Raw genomic sequence first — 17,468 nt, 5'->3', positions numbered from 1 at the left:
TCTCGTGAGCTTAATGGCAATTTTCTCGAGTGGGTTTTCGTAAGCGATTGCCCTGGCAAGAAAGTACGCCGCTTCGCGTCGTTTTTCAGATTTCATCGATCGCAAACGATAAATCAGGCCATGCCGGTACAGCTCAACCGGCATGGCCTGATTTATCGTTTCTGTACAAAGCTCTCTCTAAACATCGAATTCAGGCATCGCGATCTCCGCGTTTTCCGCCTGTTCCGTGCCGTCCTTTTCCATAAGGGTCGGTTCATAGCGCTGCCGGCGCACAGCCAAACCGCCGGGACGCCCAAAGGGATTGCTCAAGTTCTCGTTGCCGATCTTGAACCGGCTGTCGGGGAACGCCGTGATGGCAAAGGATAACGTGATCCAGTCGTTGTTGTTGCTGTCCGTCAGATCGTCGTTCACCGTCAGCTCCCAACGCGTACAGCAGCTGTTGTCGTAAGTCAGGATGTACCCCATGGAAGACAGTTCATTCTTATTGCCGGTCAGATCAAAAACTCCCTGTACCGCAAACGTAAGAGAAGGCCCGATCTTTACGCCCACGCGCTGATAAAAGGTGTCCGTATCATAATTGCGGTCCCAACCGTTGCCAAACGCGGAACGCCCCGACACCCTTTTCTGCTCGAATGCAGAGCCGATCTCAAAGCCGCCGCAAGATGCCCTGATGCCCAATGTTCCGATCGTCACGATCTGGCGGTCGCTGCCGTCGTTCTTATAGCCGTAATTCCAGTAGTCGCCTTTGAAGAAGGGAGAGACGGTCCAGGCGCCGAGCCGAAAGGGATATTCGGTGTAATAATCGATCCCCCAGCCGTAACGCTCGATAAAATCGCCCTGATACCCTTTTCGATTGACTCCCGTTTCCTGAAATCTCCCCCAGTTTCCCTTGAAGCGAGCATATTGAGAGAAGTCGCCAATATGAAGTCCGACCCAGGGGGAGGTCAGTTCCACTTCCGGGTCGCGCCAAAGCGTCGTTTCATATTCTTTCTGACCAGGCTTTCTTATGACCGAACGTTTTTCCCTCTGGGCCCAGCCGATGTCCATGGCCCAGCCGGAACGCGCCAGCGCCGCCCCCCAGAAGGGACGGGACTTGGTCTCGTCCGTATTGCTGTCGTACTGATGATTGTCTCCCGCATACAGAGACAGCCACGGGGCCACCTGTTGATCGACGCGCGCCTGATACTCGAACATGCCTTCCTGCCAGATCCCCGCCCCGAGGGCAAGCTGTCCGGCGTCCCAGGAAAAGGTCGAACGCGCTTCCAGTCCCAAGTGTTTGTCGCTGTCATAGTTCGGCATGATCGTCACGACGTTTTTCGCTTTTGGCTTTTGATTGACGACCATATTGAACGGCATCGTGAACAGATACGCAGAACCTGCATAAACCCGGGGATGATGAAGCACGATATACTTCCCCGGCACCATGACGATTTTCTTGGAACGAAGCAAATAATGGGGGTGATCCTGCTTGCAGGTCGTATATGAAGCGCTGTTCCAACGCACGACAGCGCTGTCCGGAGCGCTTCCCCGCAGATACTTTCCCCGCAGCCATTTTTTCTCGTGGGCCGTCTGCGGATCCGCAACTTCGACGCGCGCTCCCTTGATGTAAACGGCACCGTAAGGAACTTTCGACGATCCTTCGGCTCCTTCGAGATATCCTGTCGAATCATTCAGATGATACTCAAGAAAGTCGCCCGCCAACGTGTCCGCATTTTGACGCTGGACTTTGATTTTCTTTCCGACAGAGGCAAACGCTCTGATCACATTCGTCTCCGAATCCAGCGTCACCCGATCCGCGCGGAACACCAGATCGGTATAACGCACCACGGCGTGGCCTCGCGCGGTGGCAAGATGATTGACTTCGTCAAACTCGATGCCGTCCGCCTCGAGGACGACAGGCAGCGTGTCCGTGACCTCAAGCAGCTTTTTCTGCGCCGCCCAAACGTCATTCGTCGGCGCCAGCAGAGAAAAAGCGAGCACGAGCCCCCCGAGACACGTCGAATATTTCGTCATTCACTCCACCACCGTATGCATCCATCTTTGACACATATTTTGCGTTGTCCGTCCATAACCGCATTCTTGCAGACCAACGTATAAACGTCGCCGCTTACGGTCACTCCCCGAGGGAAATTCCACACGTCGTTTTTTTGCTCCCAGCGAGCTTCCGGCGTCTTCCACTCGAAAGGATGCTCAGGGCGCTGCCATATTCCGTCGGCATCGCGCAACGTCAACGTACCGTTTTCATGATCGTAGGTTCCGTTGGGGGCGTTGATCGTGCGCAGACCGGATGGCCCCATGATCTGGCTTGAGATTTTGTTCAAATGTTCCACAGGATGGTCACGCACAACTTTCTCCGCGCTGATCCTCCACTGGTCTTTGCCGACGTTGCGAACCGCGGTAACGCCGCCTATTTCCCAGCTCAATTCCTTGCCGGTATCGACAAGGGCCCCGATCACATCGAGATCGCGTCTCAGAGCTCTTCCCCAGAGGGCCAGTGCAAGCGCAACGAATACGACGACCAGGGCTCTTATACAATTCCGCCGCACATGACCATTCCTTTCCAAAGTCCCTTACTGTTTAGAGGTTGTCAATCTCGGTCGCCTTTTTAGGGGGCTCCGCGGCGTCCTCCACTTTCGTTTTTTCTTCGTTCACTTTCTGCAGATTCACGGTTTTGCCGCTCAGGACATCGACATATTTATCGTTCGCCAACGCTCCCAAAGAGGCAGGGATCGGATATGCAGGTACCGAGACGCTTTTTTCGGTTTCAGAGTACATGATGGCCCTCGCCGGCACTTCTTTGGCGTTGCCGCGGATAAAGAATCCGCCCGCCAGCCCCAACGGCCCCAATGCAAGTGCGCCCACAAGGCTCGTTCCCGCCGCCGCCGCATAACTGGCCTCAAACTCCGTCGCCTTTTTGGAGGCTTCGCCTTCGCTCAGGGGCAAAATCGGATCCCCCAGCGTCTTCAAAGACTTCACCGAGATCCGGATCTCCGACGGGCGGCCAAAACTGCGCGGTTTTTTGACTGACGTGACGATCCCTTCCGCGGGGGCTCCCACAGGCGCGACGAGTCTATGGTTCACGATAAGATTATGCGTGAGTTTCAGCAAAACCCGATCGCCCTTTTTGGTGACGGAAGGTTTCAAGGTTTCCATCAGCTGCAGGCGGACGACCGTTCCTGCGGGAACCTCGACGGGCTCGGAAGCGACGGGATCGGAGACGACCATACCGAGCACTCGTTCCACCCGCATCGCCATGGGTTTGTCTTCCATGGAGCTTCCTTCGAGTCTTTTTTCAACAACGGGAATCCGCTCGATAAGCGGCTTATCGGCATTATTAGAAATCTCAAGGCCCCATTCGGCCACGCTCATCTTGTACAGAAGCGACGGCTGCCCTTCGGTTCCCTTCTCAAGGTAATCGACATGAGCTGACTCGCGCTCCGCCAACGTGCCTTGCAGTTTCGTGCCGTAAAGATCCTTCTCTACGCTGTCGAGCCTCGAAATCAGACCGCCTGAACGCACTGAACCATAAATCGCGTTTTCCAGACGATCGATCTGTTTCGCCGCCGTCGTGTCCGTAGCAGCGCCCGCGGCGCTTCCCAGAAGACTGCACAAAAGTAAAACGATTCCTACTTTTTTCATGTCACTCGCTCCTCTTGTCTTTCACTGTTTTCAGCGCAGATAACTCATCGGGTTCGTCGGACTGTCGCTGCGGCGGACTTCGAAATGGACATGCGGCCCCGTAGCGCGCCCGCTCGACCCCACTGTGGCGATCACGGTCCCTTTTTTCACGTTCTGCCCCTTGCGGGTCATCAACGACTGGCAGTGGCCGTACAAAGTCGTATACGTGCTGTCATGACGGATAATGACCGTCCGTCCATAACCGTTCATCCAGCCGGAGAAAATAACCTGGCCTCCCCGCGAAGCGCGTATGGGAGTATGCCGGGGCGCGCGTATGTCTATGCCGGCGTGGAAAAGCCTGGCACGTCGGATCGGATGCCGGCGCCAGCCGAACGGACTGGAGATTTTTCCCACCACCGGCCAGGAAAAACGGCCCGCCGCTCCGCTGGCGGCTTTGGCAACGGGAGGGGCCGTGCGCGACATGCCGCCGCCGCTCGAACTGCCTCGATATACGGCAATGGACCGGCTTGCGCCGGGGATAAATACCTCTTGACCGGCGTTCAGTTCCACCTTGTCGGCCAATCCGTTCGCCATGCGGATCGCTCTCTCGGCGACGCCGTACTTTTTTGCAAGCGCGTTCAAAGTCTGCCCTTTGGCAATCTTGACGCTCAATCCGTCCTGATTGGGAATGCGCAGGACAACGCCGGGAGAAAGACGATCCGGCGTGCGGAGGATATTGGTTCCATAAAGAGAATCGATGCTGAGATTATTCGCGCTGGCAATGGTCCACAGAGAGTCGCCCGGCTTTACCGTGTACTTCCGGTATTTTACCGGATCAGCTCTCTGTTTGGAAGCGAGTTTTTCCTCGGTGCGGCTCTTTTGTTCTTCCAAGACGTCTTCCAGCAAGTCTTCCGTGCGCGGAATCAAGAGGACCTGTCCCAACGAAAGCCGGTCAGGATTGCTGATGCTGTTGGCCTTGCTGATCGTCGCGACAAGAATCCCGTACTTCCGCGAGATGTCGACCATCCGCTCGCCCTGGCCGACGGTGTGCTCCAGCCAAGGACGCTCGTCAATATCTTCGTCCATCTCGTCTTTCTCGCCCAGCAGCCGGACAATGACGCTGCCGTCGTCGGTTTTCTGATTGCTCAGCTCCGAAAGGGACAACGTCATAAAAGGATCGTGCACCGGCAACGGCTGGTCAAAAGACCGATCTTCATTCATCGCGGGAAGGATCGCCAGCCTTCCGCCGCCAAGAGGGTCTTCCTCGGGAACGACCTCATCCAGCATCAGGCCGCTCTCTTCAAATTCAGGAGAATCCGGAAGCAGCGGCGAGATAACGCCGCTGGTATTTTCCCGCTCAAGCTGGACCATCTGCCCCTGAGCCAGAGCCGCACGCGCTTCAAGAGAAGGGAAAAAAGCGGAAAGCGGAAAATCCTTATAGGCGGGCAAATCTTCGGCTTTGAAAACCGCCAGAGAGATAGCGCCGGCCGTCGCCAAAATCATCGAACCCATCAAGCTCCAAAAAACTCTGCGGCTGTTTTTTTTGTCCAATCGGTCCAAGAGCAATCGTCAACTCCTCATAGATACTTTTCTCAAGGTGCCAATCACGCGGAACGTTTATTCTGCATCAGGAAAGACACAATACGTCTCATGATAACGCATCCATTATACTCGTTTCGGACGGTGAATTCATCTGTTCCTTCCCAAAAATTTCAACGATCCCATTCCGAGCCCCCAACGCGTTAGGGGCGGACGCTTCCGGGAGAACGCGGGACGCTTGCGGGAGACAGCGTATAAAAATATGGGGCGGGACAGACGATGATCGTCTCCCCACCCCATATTTCATACCGAGTTTTCATGGAACGATCCAATGCGGACGGCTCCGAGAAAGTTCAGTACCTGGAACTCTCCCGGCTGTCGCGCGATCGGCGCAATTCGCTTCGCGGCTTCCTCCTCAAAGCGCCGGGATGATCCAGTGCTTTAATCGGGAAGTCGCGTGAGAGGGACACATCTTCATTTTGCGCTTTCAGTAGGATGCGAATCTTCATGAGAGCAGCCCTGGCTGACGAGCTGTCTTTTCAAAGTCAAAGGAGAAACGCCCGTCGCGATGAAGTAAACTTTTTCTCCCAAGTTCATCAGGTGATCGGCCACACGCTTCAGATGGCGAAAAAGGTCAATCGCGATGAAGATTTCCGCAGGCGTCTCCGACAGATAAGGGGAAGAAAGACGCTGCATCAACGACTCGGCGCATTTACGGCAAATCCGCACGGTTTCGCGACGTTTTTCGCGGATCACGGCGAGCACGCCGCCGTCTTCTTTATCGAGCGCGGCCAGAAAGTCATCGATCATCTCGCTGCATCGGCGCGAAACGTCAAGCAGATCGTCGATCTTGGGCAGCGGCGCGCGCCCGTGGTAATCGTTGACATACTCTTTCAGCCGTTCGGCGACGTTGACCGCCTGATCGCCGATGCGCTCGATATCCGTGATGATCTTCATGACCGCATAGACATAGCGCAGATCCTCGCGCATCGGCTGCCGCATGGCGATAGAATAAAGGCACTCCTGATCGATCTGCTCTTCCAGCTCGTCGATCGCGTCGTCGCCGCAGATAACATCCTCTTCCGCGCCCACGTCGAGAGTGCACAGCCCCGCGACGGCTTTGGCCAGAGCCTCTCTGGCGCCGATCGTCATCTGCTGAACCAGCGCATACATACGCGCTTTGTCAGAAGAATAAAGATAATTTTCGAGGCTGCGCTCGCTTGATTCGCTCTTTTTAGTCGCCACTCACAGCCCCCTCCTTCCACTCGGAAAAAGCTCTTCCGGTCGAATATCTTGCCTGCTTCTTGGTGAACTCTTCGCCCTCGGCCACCTCTTTCGCCATGGCCAGGAACCCCTGCATCAGGGAGACCAGACGGACAGCCCGGGAGGCGTTGCGGTCGTAAGAAGTGCTCTCGCCCACTTCACGGCGAATCTGGTTGCTCAGGCCGGCAAGTTCCGCTTCCTGGCTTTCCAGCGCGTGGACCTGGCCTTTCTCGCCAATGACAAAGGCGCACAGAGCGGACCGCATACACTTGCGCGACAGTTTGCACCAGCGCTCCCACACGCCGTTTCCCAGAAGCGCGCGGAGCGCGTCATGAACCGCCGTCGACTCCAGATGCGATCGGATCGATCCTGTCAGCAGCTTGGACATGCCGCGCAGGATCGACATCGTGTAACTGATGATCGTAAAATCCTCCGACACTTTTTCTTCTTCGGCAGGAACGCGAATATGATAGGCAAATTCCTGACACGATTCGCACAAATCGGCGATCGCCCGAGGCAGTTTTCCAAAAAGCGCGCCGTTGCGCTGCTGCGGTTCGAGCAGCATCTGCAGATACGCCTCCATGTAGTTGGAGAGGCGTCCCATTTCCTTTGACAAAAGCATGACCGCCAGTTCGGGAACGTCCAGGATCTTTTCGTCGATATAGCGGGGTTCGCTCAGGCTGCCGCTGCCCGATACAAGCCGGACGCCGATCCACGTAAGAAATTGAGGGAAAGGCAGAAAGACGAGAATGTTGAACGTTGCGATCAGCACTTGACCGTACACCAGTTCCTGAGCGGCGGAGATGCCGAGGGAGACGAACGTCCTGTGGACGAAGGGCAAGAAGCACAAGAAAATCAGCCCCCCCAACAGCTTGAAGAAGAACGTCGCATAGCCGAGGCGCTGCGCGCTGAGCGAACCGCTCATGCCCGCCAACACCACCATGGTCGTGGAACCGATGTGCGCTCCCAGAGCGATGGGCAGTGCGGAAGTCGCCGGCAAAGCGTTCGACGCGGCCAAGGCGATCCCCAGCGCCATGATGGCCGAGCTGCTTTGCAGCACGCCCGAGCCGATGAAAGCGATGATCCCCATCACCAGCGCGTTTGACGCCCAGCGCGTCATCAGCCGGCTGAACTCGGGATCGGCAAAAAGCGTTTTCGTACCCAAACCCAGAACCTGCATCCCGAGAAAGATCAGCGCCAGGCAGCGAATCAGGCCGAATCCGGAACTGATCCATTTATTCCTGACCTTGCAGAGGAAATAGGACACGCCGAACATGAGCGGCGCGTAATCGAACAGATTCAGACTCAAAAGGAAGGACACGAACGTGCCGCCCAAACTGGCCCCCATCATCACGATCAACGAACCGGCGAAGCTCAGCATGCCGACATCCACGAATCCGACGGCAAACGACGTCGCGATGGTGCTGCTCTGCGTGAGCGCGGAAAGGACCACGCCCAACAAAAAAGCCTGCGCTTTCTTCTTCGTAAAACGGGCCATCGAGTTTCTGGCGTTCGCGCTCATATTCTCACGAAAAAAGCGCGAGCTCTGGTCGACGCCGAAAAGGAACAGCGCCAAACCTCCCAAGATATTGACAAAGCTGGTGAAATACAGCACAGTACAATCGCCTCCCCCGCCTCTTCACCGTAGGAGACGGTTCTATTTCAACGATCCGCTTTCGCGGCTTTCTTATTCTTCAGCTCGGAAAAAATAGGCGCCAAAAGCATCACGCCCGTGATCGCCAGGAGCACTGCGCTCAGGGGGCGCGTATAGAGGAGCTGCGGCCCGCCCATGATCAGCGTCATCTGCAGATTCGTCTCGATCAATGCCCCCAGTACCAGCCCCAGCACGATCGGCGACAGCGGATAATGGAATTTCTTCAGAATCCAGCCGAGCACGCCGAAGCCGAGACATACGCCGACGTCGAACACCGACGAGCGGACGGCAAAACTGCCGACGATCGCGAACGCAAAGATCAGCGGATAAAGCACGGTCTTGGGGATTTTCGTCACCCTGATCCACAGGCGGCTGCCCCACGTGCCCAGAAAATAGAGCACGATATTCGCGACAAACAGACTCGAGAACAAAGTATATACCAGTTCGGGCTGCTTCGCAAAGAGCTCCGGGCCAGGGCGCAGTTCGTGGATCATCAGCGCGCCGATCAGCACCGCCGTGGAGGCGCTGCCGGGGATCCCCAGCGTCAGCAGCGGCACCAGCGCGCCGCCGACCGAGGCGCTGTTGGCCGCCTCCGCGGCCGCAACGCCCTCATAAGCTCCCGTGCCGAACGTCTCGGGATGGTTGGACAACCTTTTTTCCATGTCATACGCCAGAAAAGAAGCGATCGTCCCGCCGGCGCCGGGGAAAATGCCGATCAGCGTTCCCAGAACGCTCGAACGAACAATGGACCACTTCAGCCCCAAGTAAGTTTCGAGCGACGGCCACTCCGACACGCGCTCCTGCGCCGCTTCATACGCTCGATAATCGTTTTCTTCGATGTTGGCGAAAACTTCGCTGAGGGCGAACAGACCGATCAGCGCCGGCACAAAAGAAAATCCATCGTATAGATTGAGAATGTCGAAGGTAAAACGGCTCACGCCGTTGACATGATCCAGGCCGATCGTGTTCAGCATAAGACCCAGCAGCACCGCCATCAGCGACTCCGCCCACTTCCGGCCGGCCATGGACGAAACCGTGGACAGTCCCATCAGCGCCAACGAGAAGTATTCGGCCGGCCAGAACTTCAACGCAAAATTCGCCAGCGGCGCCGAGAACAGCACGAGGATAACGACGCCGATAAAGCCGCCCCACACGGAGGCGACAAGGGAAATTCCCAAACCATAGCCCGGCTTGCCGCTCTTTGCCAGAGGATAGCCGTCGAAAGCCGTGACGACCGCCGACGGCGTTCCCGGCGTGTTGATCATGACGGCCGTGACCGAACCGCCGTAATTCGAAGCCAGATAAATCGCGCACAGCATCACCAGCCCCATCGTCGGCGACATGCCAAACGTGAACGGCAGCAAAATCGCCACCGCCATGGACGGCGACATGCCCGGCATCGCGCCGCCGAGAATGCCGACGACGACGCCAGCGGTGACAATGAGCAACGGGCCGGCGCCGATCAGATTGCGAAGCCCCGACCAAAGGTTCGTCAACAATTCCATCGTCATCGCTCCCCGTCACACGAACAGCTTGCTGAAAAGCGTTCCCGCCGGAAGACCGAGCAGGAGCACCTTGTTGAAAACAAACCACGTGAACAGAACCCAACAGGCCGCGGTTCCCAGGATCAGCAGGATCCGCCGCTCGCCCAAAAGCAGCATCAGCAGCGCCAGCATGGCCGCCGTACAAACGAAAAACCCCAGCGTGTCGAACTGCGAGATAGCCGCCGCCACAATCGCAAAAGCCCAGAAAACTTTATCGACGCGCCCATGCCCGACGGCTTTGACGCGGGGGGCCCGCCACGTGCGAAACAGCTGAAACAGGGAAACGACCAGCAGCGGCAGCGACCACAGATAGGGCATCAGCTTCGAACTGCTGTCCATGCCTTCCATCTCTTCAAGGCCGTTCGTCAGAAAGATAAATACGACAGACAGCTCGACAAAAGCCGTCGACACCAGCAGCGAGCCCAGCCGGTCCCTTTTGCCGCAGACAACGAAAAACAGCGCGGATACCGCGAGGATTGCCGCGCAGACTCCGGCGATCACGACCAGACCGCGCGGATTGTTCAGCGACAAGGCAAGTTCCTGCATTGACTGCATATATATCGACACCTCTCTCTTTCGAAAAGCGGTCCCTGTTTCGTGAACCACAAAACAGGGACCGCTTTTTATACCGTGCCGCCCGCTTACTTGATCATCCCGGCTTCGCGAAGCGCAAGCCGGACGTTCTCTACGTCGTTCCTGACCTGCGCGGTGAACTTCTCGCGCCCCCAGTCGACCACGTCGATGCCGTCGCGCTCGAGATATTCTTTCCATTCCGGATCGGCAGCGACTTTTTTGTTCAGTTCTTCCCACCACGCGTAGGCCTCTTCGGGCGCGCCTTTGCGGATGGCGAAACCGCGCCACATGATCTCGTTCTCGAGCCCTTCGTACCCCAGCTCCTTGAACGTCGGCGCGTCGGGGAACTGCGGCAGGCGCTCGCCGCGGCACAGGGCGAGGATCTTGTAGCCGGGACGCCCGGCCATGTCGGCGGGATTGCCCACGTAAGCCACGCTTTGGCCGCTCAGCGTCCCCATCATGGCTTCGGGACCGCTCTTGTAGGGAACCCATTTGGCCTTCATGCCGACGATGCGCCAGACTTTGGTCGCCAGCACATGATCGTTGCCGCCGGGAGCGGGGCCGCTCCACAGCTGGGTGCCGTTCTTGGCTTTCGCGTCGGCGACGACTTTCTCGAACGTGTTGAACTCGCCTTCCGCGGCGCCGATGACGCATTCGGGATCGCGCATCAGCATCGCGACCCATTCCATACTCCAGATCATCTCGTCCTCGTTTTTCTTGGAGGACAAGACTTTGTTGACGACGGCGGTCGTAGGGGCGAAAACCGTATAACCGTCCGCCGGCTGCTGAAGCACGTGCCCCAGCCCCACCAGCCCGCCGGCGCCCGTCACGTTCTCGACCACAAAGGTCGCGTCGGTGTACTTGGCGGCGACAGAGATGAACTTGCGGCTGGTCACGTCCATCAGTCCGCCCGGGGCCACGTAATTCACAATGTGGATAGGGCGCTCGGGATAGGCTGCGCAGGCAGCCGAAGCAAACATCGCCGCACACAGAACGAAAGCGCATGACATTGCCTTACGGAATCTCACGAAACAACACCCTCCTTCATCAGTTGCCTCTCTGTCCCCAAGACCATTTCCAGAGAACGGAGGCCGCTTAAGCTTTAAAGAGCTGAAACAACAAACCATGCCGCAGGCTGCGGTCGCTGACCGTCATTTCCCTGGCGCCGGTCAGTTCGAGAACGGCCTTGACGATGCAGGCGCCAGCTAGGATCACGTCGGCCCGCTTGGGCTGGAGGCCGACGATCTCGCGGCGCTGATCCAGCGTCTTGGCCGCATAGTCTGCGATCTGAGCGTTTACGTCGTCGAGACTCAGCGTGGATCCCTGAATCACGTCGGGATCGTATTGAGCCATTTGATGCTTCACCGAAGCCATGCTGGTGACCGTGCCGCCCATGCCGACAAGGAACGCGACGGGACCGGCAACGCCACCGTCGGTCAGCTCTTTGGCAATGGCCGCCTGCGCTTCCGCCAGTTTATTCGCGGTGACGGGCATTTCCGCGAGGTACTGCTCGGTAAAGCGGACGGCCCCCACGTTGAGACTGAACTTTCTCACCAGCCTGCCGGCTTTGCCAAAAACAAACTCCGTGCTGCCGCCGCCGGTATCCATCGTCATCAGATCGGCCTCAGCGGCCCCTTCGATGCCCGACATGACCGCCACGTAGGAAAGCTGGGCTTCTTCTTCGCCGGTAAGCACGCGCAGCTCCACGCCGCAGAGCTCTTTGACGCGGGCGATAAAATCCGCGGCATTTTTGGCAACGCGCAAAGCCATCGTCCCCACGGCGATGATCTCGTCGGCTCCGGCCGCTTTCGCTTCCTCTGCAAAATTCGCCACGGACCGCGCGTTGCGCTCCAGCGCCTCCGCGCCGATGCAGCCGGCGTCTTTCAGCCCTTCGCCAAGACGGACAATGTCATTGACGTCCTTGACGACTTTGTACCCGCCGGCCCCGGTCCCTTCCGCCAGACAGAACTTGATCGAGTTGGTACCGACATCGATGATCGCTTTTCTCGGAGCCATCTTATTTGATCCCCACCGACTTCTTCATGGCCTGGATGTAATTCATGTTCTCCACGCCCTTCATACCGAGTTTTTCCACGACCCTCATGATCAGGATCGGGTCTTCATGCTCGACGCACATCGTCCGCCACGCTACGCCGTTGAATTCTGCGGCGGCGATCTCGGCCGTGGCGCCGTCGATCTTGTAAATGTCGCGGTCCTTTTTCACCAGAACAAGCTCCAGATCTTTATGCGGCACGACGAGCTCCTTGATAAACTGGTCGTGAGTGTATTCGGCGCGCTCAAGTTCCGGCAGCTCCACCTTGAGGATTTTAGCCAGCGCGGAAAGCTCGTCCGCGGCGATCGGGAATCCCGTCTTGAGAACCGGCAGCCATTGCTCCAGGCCGTCGGCATTGACCTTCTGAAGAGATTTGACGTCGATGAGGTCAAAGCGGATCTTGACGTTCTCGTCGCTATTTCTGGAAAGAATGTATTCTTCGTCGGTCCTCTTGTTCGAATCCATCGGCAGGGCCCGCAGCGTCTTCTCGCCGACGCCGAAGTCTCCCTTGCCAAAGGTCCGCCACTCCCAGCGCGCTACAATCGCCATACAAAACTCCTCCTTGACATGAGACGTGTCTCCGCAAAACAAAGAAAGCTTACCGACACGCACTCGGCGTCATTCTCCAAAGTTATTGAAGACTTTTCTTTTTCAAAAATTATCCTCGAAATAAAATATTAAGAGATTATTTCGCTTGCTTTCCGTGATTAGTCATTTTACTCGCCAATGAAGCGATGTCAATACCTTTATAGTTCTTAGAGGCTATAACAATATCAATAGATATAACTCATAAGAATCTATTTCAATTGCCGATAAAAACGCGGAACCACCGGGACGCAAATCGGCCGATGAAAATCTACGATGCGAGTCATACCGTTTTTCCTTAAGAAGGGCACGGCTTTTATGGCAGCAAAGGCGCATCGGAAACTGCGCGATGTCGTTCCTCAAAGGCCTAACGCTCTTCGAGACGCGGCATTTTCAAGCACGCCTTTTATAAATCTGTTTTTAATTGAAAATCAGTACAGCATAAAACCGTTCCACAAAAAACGATCCAAATTACAGCAAAGGCAAGAGCCGAAGATCTCGGCTCCTGCCTTTGTGCACATCATGATTCGTTAAAGTCATTCCGCTTCAAGAGGCTTAGCTTCAGCCAGACTCTTGTACACGCAATAACGTCTCTTGGCGTCGCGCTCGGCCTTTGCATAGAGCTGCTCGGCCATTTCGGGATTCGTCTTGGCCAGCGAAGTGTAACGGCTCTCGCTCATCAGGAAGTCGCGGAACGAAGCTTTGGGCTCCTTGGAATCGAGGACGAAAGGATTCTTTCCTTGTTCTTCGAGCTCGGGGTTGTAGTGATACAGATGCCAGTAACCGGCTTCCACGGCCTTCTTCTCCTGCTCCTGGCTCTTGCCCATGCCGGCCCTCAGACCATGGTTGATGCAGGGCGCATAGCAGATGATCAGCGACGGACCGTCGTAAGCCTCTGCCTCGCTCAGCACCTTGACCAGCTGGTTCTTGTCGGCGCCCATGGCACACTGAGCCACATAGACGTAACCATAGGTCATGGCGATACGTCCAAGATCCTTCTTGGCAACCTTCTTGCCGGCCGCGGCAAACTTGGCGACAGCAGAAGTGGGCGTGGACTTGGAGGACTGACCGCCCGTGTTGGAATACACCTCGGTGTCGAAGACAAGAACGTTGACGTTCTCGCCGCTGGCAAGGACGTGATCCAGACCGCCGAAACCGATGTCGTACGCCCAGCCGTCGCCGCCGAAGATCCAGATGGACTTCTTGACGAGATAATCGGCCAGGTCGCCGACGCGAGCCAATTTGGCGTTCAGTTCTTCGTCGCCGAGATCGCAGTCGAGCACTTCGTACACCGCCTCGGCTGCGGCCTTGCTGCCGGCTGCGTCGTTGCGAACGTCGTACCAACCCTGCAGCGCCTTGCGAACTTCTTCGGGCAGCGTGTCGGATGCAAGCAGCGCTTCGACATTGGCCGTCAGATCGTTGCGGCTGTTCTTGACGGACATGGCCATGCCGTAGCCGTATTCGGCATTGTCCTCGAACAGAGAGTTCGCCCAGGCGGGGCCCTGTCCAAGAGCGTTGGTCGTGTAGGGCATGCTGGGAGCGGAAGCGCCCCAAATGGACGAGCAGCCCGTGGCGTTGGCGATCATCATGCGGTCGCCGAAAAGCTGCGTGACCAGCTTGGCGTACGGCGTCTCGCCGCAGCCGGCGCAGGCCCCCGAGAACTCGAAGTAGGGCGTGGCGAACTGGCTGTTCTTCATATTGTGAGTGTTGACGCGGTCGGACTTGTCGCTGACATGGTCGATGCCAAAATGCCAGTTCTCCGCCTGAGCCATCTGAGAGGCCAGCGGTTTCATCTCCAGAGCCTTTACGGGGCAGATATCGGCGCAGTTGCCGCAGCCAAGGCAGTCAAGCGGGCTGACCTGAATGCGGAATTGAAGGCCGGCAAGTTCCTTGGGCGCCTTCACCGGCAGCGTCTCGAAACCGGCCGGCTTGTGAGCGGCTTCGTCCTCGTCGAGCAGCACGGGGCGAATGGTCGCGTGCGGGCACACCATCGAGCACTGGTTGCACTGGATGCACTTGTCCTTGTTCCACTCGGGAACGAAAACGGCAACGCCGCGCTTCTCGAAAGCGGAAGTGCCGTTGGGGAAGCGTCCGTCCTCGATGCCGACAAAAGCGCTGACGGGCAGTTTGTCGCCTTCCTGAGCGTTAATCGGATCGACGATATCCCTGATGAAATCAGGACGCTCTTCGCAGCAACCGGCAGCTTCGGTCTTGGGAGCGTCGGCCGCCTCGGCCCAGGCCGCGGGGATATCGATCTTCTTCAGAGCGCCGTAGCCCTGATCGACCGCCGCATTGTTCATGTTGATAATATCTTCGCCTTTGCGGCCGTAGGACTTCTGAATGGCGTCTTTCATGTACTTGACGGCGTCTTCCATGGGAATGACGTTGGCCAGCTTGAAGAAGGCCGACATCATGACCATGTTGGTGCGGTTGCCCAGGCCGATTTTCTGAGCGATGTCCGTACCGTCGATCACGTAGAACTGAATGTCGTTCTTGGCCAGATAACGCTTGACCTTGGCCGGGACATTGGCTTCGAGGGCATCCATGCCGGTCCACTGCGTATTCAGAAGGAACACGCCGCCCTTCTTCAAGCCGGCAGTCACATCATACTGGTGCAGATACTCCTGCTTGTGGCAGGCCACAAAGTCGGCGTTCTCGATGAGATAGGTCGACTTGATGGGCTTTTTGCCGAAGCGGAGGTGCGAAACGGTGATGCCGCCCGACTTCTTGGAGTCGTAAGAGAAATAGCCCTGGGCATAGAGATCGGTGTTGTCGCCGATGATCTTGATGGCGTTCTTGTTGGCGCCGACCGTGCCGTCGGAACCGAGGCCCCAGAACTTGCAGCGGATCGTTCCTTCCGGAGCGGCATTGACCGTCTCGCCCAGAGGCAGCGAATGATAGGTCACGTCGTCGTTGATGCCGACCGTGAAATGATTGACCGGCTTGTAGTTCTTCAGATTGTCGAACACCGCCTTGATCTGCGTCGGCGTCGTGTCCTTGGAACCCAAGCCGTAACGGCCGCCGACGACCAGCGGACGCTCGGCTTCGGCGTATTCCTCGAACAGAGCGCAAACGTCCTGATACAGAGGTTCGCCCAACGCGCCCGGTTCTTTGCAGCGGTCGAGCACGGCGATCTTTTTGACAGTGGCCGGAAGGCCCCTGAAGAAATATTTGGGACTGAACGGACGATACAGATGGACGATGACCAGACCAACCTTCTCGCCGCGGGCCATCAGGTAATCGACCGTTTCCTCGGCCGCCTGACAGGCGGAACCCATGCAGACGATCACCCGTTCCGCTTCGGGATCGCCGTAGTAGTTGAACGGATGGTACTCGCGTCCCGTCAGAGCGGAAATCTGCTCCATGTACTGCGCGACCGTCTCGGGCAGCTCATCGTAAAAACGGTTGCAGGCTTCGCGCGCCTGGAAGAAAATGTCCGGATTCTGCGCGGTCCCCTTGGTGTAAGGATGCTCGGGATTCAAAGAGTCGGCCTTGAACTCGGCAATCGCGTCATAATCGACCAGCTTCGCCAGATCGTCGTAGTCCAGCACCTCGATCTTCTGGACCTCGTGCGAAGTGCGGAAGCCGTCGAAAAAGTTCAGGAAAGGCACGCGCGCCTTGATGGCCGTCAGATGAGAAACGGCGGTCAGATCCATGGTTTCCTGTACGCTGGAGGAAGCCAACATCGCAAATCCTGTGCCGCGACAAGCCATCACGTCGCCATGGTCGCCAAAGATCGAGAGGGCATGCGTCGCCAGGGCACGGGCGCTGACGTCGAAAACGGCAGGCAGGCGTTCGCCGGCGATTTTATACATATTGGGGATCATCAACAGCAATCCCTGCGAAGCCGTAAAAGTCGTCGTCAAGGATCCGGCGCTCAAAGAACCGTGCACAGCGCCTGACGCGCCCGCTTCGGACTGCATTTCCGAGATCTCGACGACCCTGCCAAAAATATTCTTTCTCCCCTGGGCCGCCCATTCGTCGCAGTCTTCGGCCATCGGCGAAGAAGGCGTAATGGGATAAATCGCGGCGACCTCAGTGAACGCATAACTGACGTGCGCTGCGGCCATATTGCCATCCATAGTCTTCCAACGTTTTGCCATTTCGAAACTCCCCCTTGATGATAATTAGGATCTGCTGTATCGATAAAAATCGAAAGGGATTCACCCTTTTCCCTTTGCAACCCCATCCAGCCGTGAAACCAACACACTCTCCCTCGAAGCCCACGTTACGACGACCACATAAAAGACACAGCAATTCCCCTATGTGATTCAAATTCTATCACGAATGCAATAAAAGTTTGTGATTTATCTTAAAAGAAAAACATCGAAAAAAAATTATCGGGCAAAATTGATTTTTGTATACTGTATTTTTCATCATGATGAAGCAAGCACAGAAAAATACAGGATTAGCCCAAGAAACAAAAAAATCGGCGGAGTTCCCTGACATGGAGGGCCCATCCGCCGACAGCGAAAACAAGAGAAAACTAAAGAAGGCGAAAGAAAGCCAAAGAGGACAGCCAAAGAGGACAAGAGAAACATCAAAAGGCCAAGCGAGCAACGTTTACAAAAAAGCCGGTCTGCAGCGGGAAGGATTTTCCGCAGCGGGCCGGCGATTTTTGAACGAAGATTTTTAAGCG

The 17,468-nt window shown here is 56.7% G+C and carries 13 protein-coding genes; 1 reads left to right on the top strand and 12 read right to left on the bottom strand.

The features are described from left to right. Positions 1-177: 177 nt before the first annotated feature. The 12 genes from B0D78_RS11345 to nifJ form a co-directional block, all read right to left on the bottom strand. Positions 178-2,013 (bottom strand): LPS-assembly protein LptD, encoded by a 1,836-nt coding sequence (locus tag B0D78_RS11345; RefSeq protein ID WP_078017063.1) that lies wholly within the window; start codon positions 2,011-2,013, stop codon positions 178-180. Beyond that, a complete protein-coding gene (locus B0D78_RS11340; RefSeq protein ID WP_205948321.1) occupies positions 2,010-2,564 on the bottom strand; it encodes a hypothetical protein in 555 nt (184 codons plus the stop codon). Before B0D78_RS11340 ends, B0D78_RS11345 begins: the two co-directional genes overlap by 4 nt. A gap of 13 nt (positions 2,565-2,577) precedes the next feature. After that, a complete protein-coding gene (locus tag B0D78_RS11335) occupies positions 2,578-3,639 on the bottom strand; it encodes a hypothetical protein (protein WP_078017061.1) in 1,062 nt (353 codons plus the stop codon). A 30-nt stretch (positions 3,640-3,669) separates the two neighbouring features. Then, a complete protein-coding gene (locus B0D78_RS11330; RefSeq protein WP_143521856.1) occupies positions 3,670-5,130 on the bottom strand; it encodes a LysM peptidoglycan-binding domain-containing M23 family metallopeptidase in 1,461 nt (486 codons plus the stop codon). Between the two features lie 501 nt (positions 5,131-5,631). Further along, the gene (locus tag B0D78_RS11325) at positions 5,632-6,402 is read right to left on the bottom strand and encodes a phosphate signaling complex PhoU family protein (RefSeq protein WP_078017059.1); all 771 of its coding nucleotides are present in this window, start codon (positions 6,400-6,402) and stop codon (positions 5,632-5,634) included. Further along, a complete protein-coding gene (locus B0D78_RS11320) occupies positions 6,392-8,035 on the bottom strand; it encodes a Na/Pi cotransporter family protein (RefSeq protein WP_078017058.1) in 1,644 nt (547 codons plus the stop codon). Before B0D78_RS11320 ends, B0D78_RS11325 begins: the two co-directional genes overlap by 11 nt. Positions 8,036-8,082: 47 nt before the next feature. After that, on the bottom strand, positions 8,083-9,579 hold the full coding sequence (locus B0D78_RS11315; RefSeq protein ID WP_078017057.1) for a tripartite tricarboxylate transporter permease: 1,497 nt from the start codon (positions 9,577-9,579) through the stop codon (positions 8,083-8,085). A 15-nt stretch (positions 9,580-9,594) separates the two neighbouring features. After that, positions 9,595-10,173 carry a tripartite tricarboxylate transporter TctB family protein gene (locus B0D78_RS11310; protein WP_143521854.1) on the bottom strand — a complete coding sequence of 193 codons (579 nt, stop codon included), beginning with the start codon at positions 10,171-10,173 and terminating at the stop codon, positions 9,595-9,597. A gap of 86 nt (positions 10,174-10,259) precedes the next feature. Beyond that, complete coding sequence (locus B0D78_RS11305) at positions 10,260-11,219, bottom strand: tripartite tricarboxylate transporter substrate binding protein (RefSeq protein WP_078017055.1); 960 nt, start codon at positions 11,217-11,219, stop codon at positions 10,260-10,262. Positions 11,220-11,286: 67 nt separating this feature from the next. After that, a complete protein-coding gene (locus B0D78_RS11300) occupies positions 11,287-12,207 on the bottom strand; it encodes a Ppx/GppA phosphatase family protein (RefSeq protein WP_078017054.1) in 921 nt (306 codons plus the stop codon). Between the two features lies 1 nt (position 12,208). Further along, positions 12,209-12,793, bottom strand: a complete 585-nt coding sequence (locus B0D78_RS11295; RefSeq protein WP_078017053.1) for a hypothetical protein — start codon at positions 12,791-12,793, stop codon at positions 12,209-12,211. A 572-nt stretch (positions 12,794-13,365) separates the two neighbouring features. After that, the gene (gene nifJ, locus B0D78_RS11285; protein ID WP_078017051.1) at positions 13,366-16,932 is read right to left on the bottom strand and encodes a pyruvate:ferredoxin (flavodoxin) oxidoreductase; all 3,567 of its coding nucleotides are present in this window, start codon (positions 16,930-16,932) and stop codon (positions 13,366-13,368) included. A 275-nt stretch (positions 16,933-17,207) separates the two neighbouring features. On the opposite strand from nifJ, the gene B0D78_RS12615 reads away from it, so the two are divergent. Then, positions 17,208-17,465: a hypothetical protein gene (locus tag B0D78_RS12615; RefSeq protein WP_143521852.1), complete on the top strand. Its 258-nt coding sequence runs from the start codon at positions 17,208-17,210 to the stop codon at positions 17,463-17,465. Positions 17,466-17,468 lie beyond the last annotated feature (3 nt).

The sequence above is a fragment of the Pyramidobacter sp. C12-8 genome, assembly GCF_002007215.1.
Lineage (GTDB): Bacteria > Synergistota > Synergistia > Synergistales > Dethiosulfovibrionaceae > Pyramidobacter.
Note: the sequence above shows the minus strand (reverse complement) of the source record. Positions and strands in the feature narration are given on the sequence as shown.

Coding starts and splice junctions, on each gene's coding strand:
- nifJ (WP_078017051.1), bottom strand. CDS start 16,932: ATGGCAAAACGTTGGAAGACTATGGATGGCAATATGGCCGCAGCGCAC.
- B0D78_RS11310 (WP_143521854.1), bottom strand. CDS start 10,173: ATGCAGTCAATGCAGGAACTTGCCTTGTCGCTGAACAATCCGCGCGGT.
- B0D78_RS11330 (WP_143521856.1), bottom strand. CDS start 5,130: ATGGGTTCGATGATTTTGGCGACGGCCGGCGCTATCTCTCTGGCGGTT.
- B0D78_RS11335 (WP_078017061.1), bottom strand. CDS start 3,639: ATGAAAAAAGTAGGAATCGTTTTACTTTTGTGCAGTCTTCTGGGAAGC.
- B0D78_RS11345 (WP_078017063.1), bottom strand. CDS start 2,013: ATGACGAAATATTCGACGTGTCTCGGGGGGCTCGTGCTCGCTTTTTCT.
- B0D78_RS11315 (WP_078017057.1), bottom strand. CDS start 9,579: ATGGAATTGTTGACGAACCTTTGGTCGGGGCTTCGCAATCTGATCGGC.
- B0D78_RS11295 (WP_078017053.1), bottom strand. CDS start 12,793: ATGGCGATTGTAGCGCGCTGGGAGTGGCGGACCTTTGGCAAGGGAGAC.
- B0D78_RS11300 (WP_078017054.1), bottom strand. CDS start 12,207: ATGGCTCCGAGAAAAGCGATCATCGATGTCGGTACCAACTCGATCAAG.
- B0D78_RS12615 (WP_143521852.1), top strand. CDS start 17,208: ATGATGAAGCAAGCACAGAAAAATACAGGATTAGCCCAAGAAACAAAA.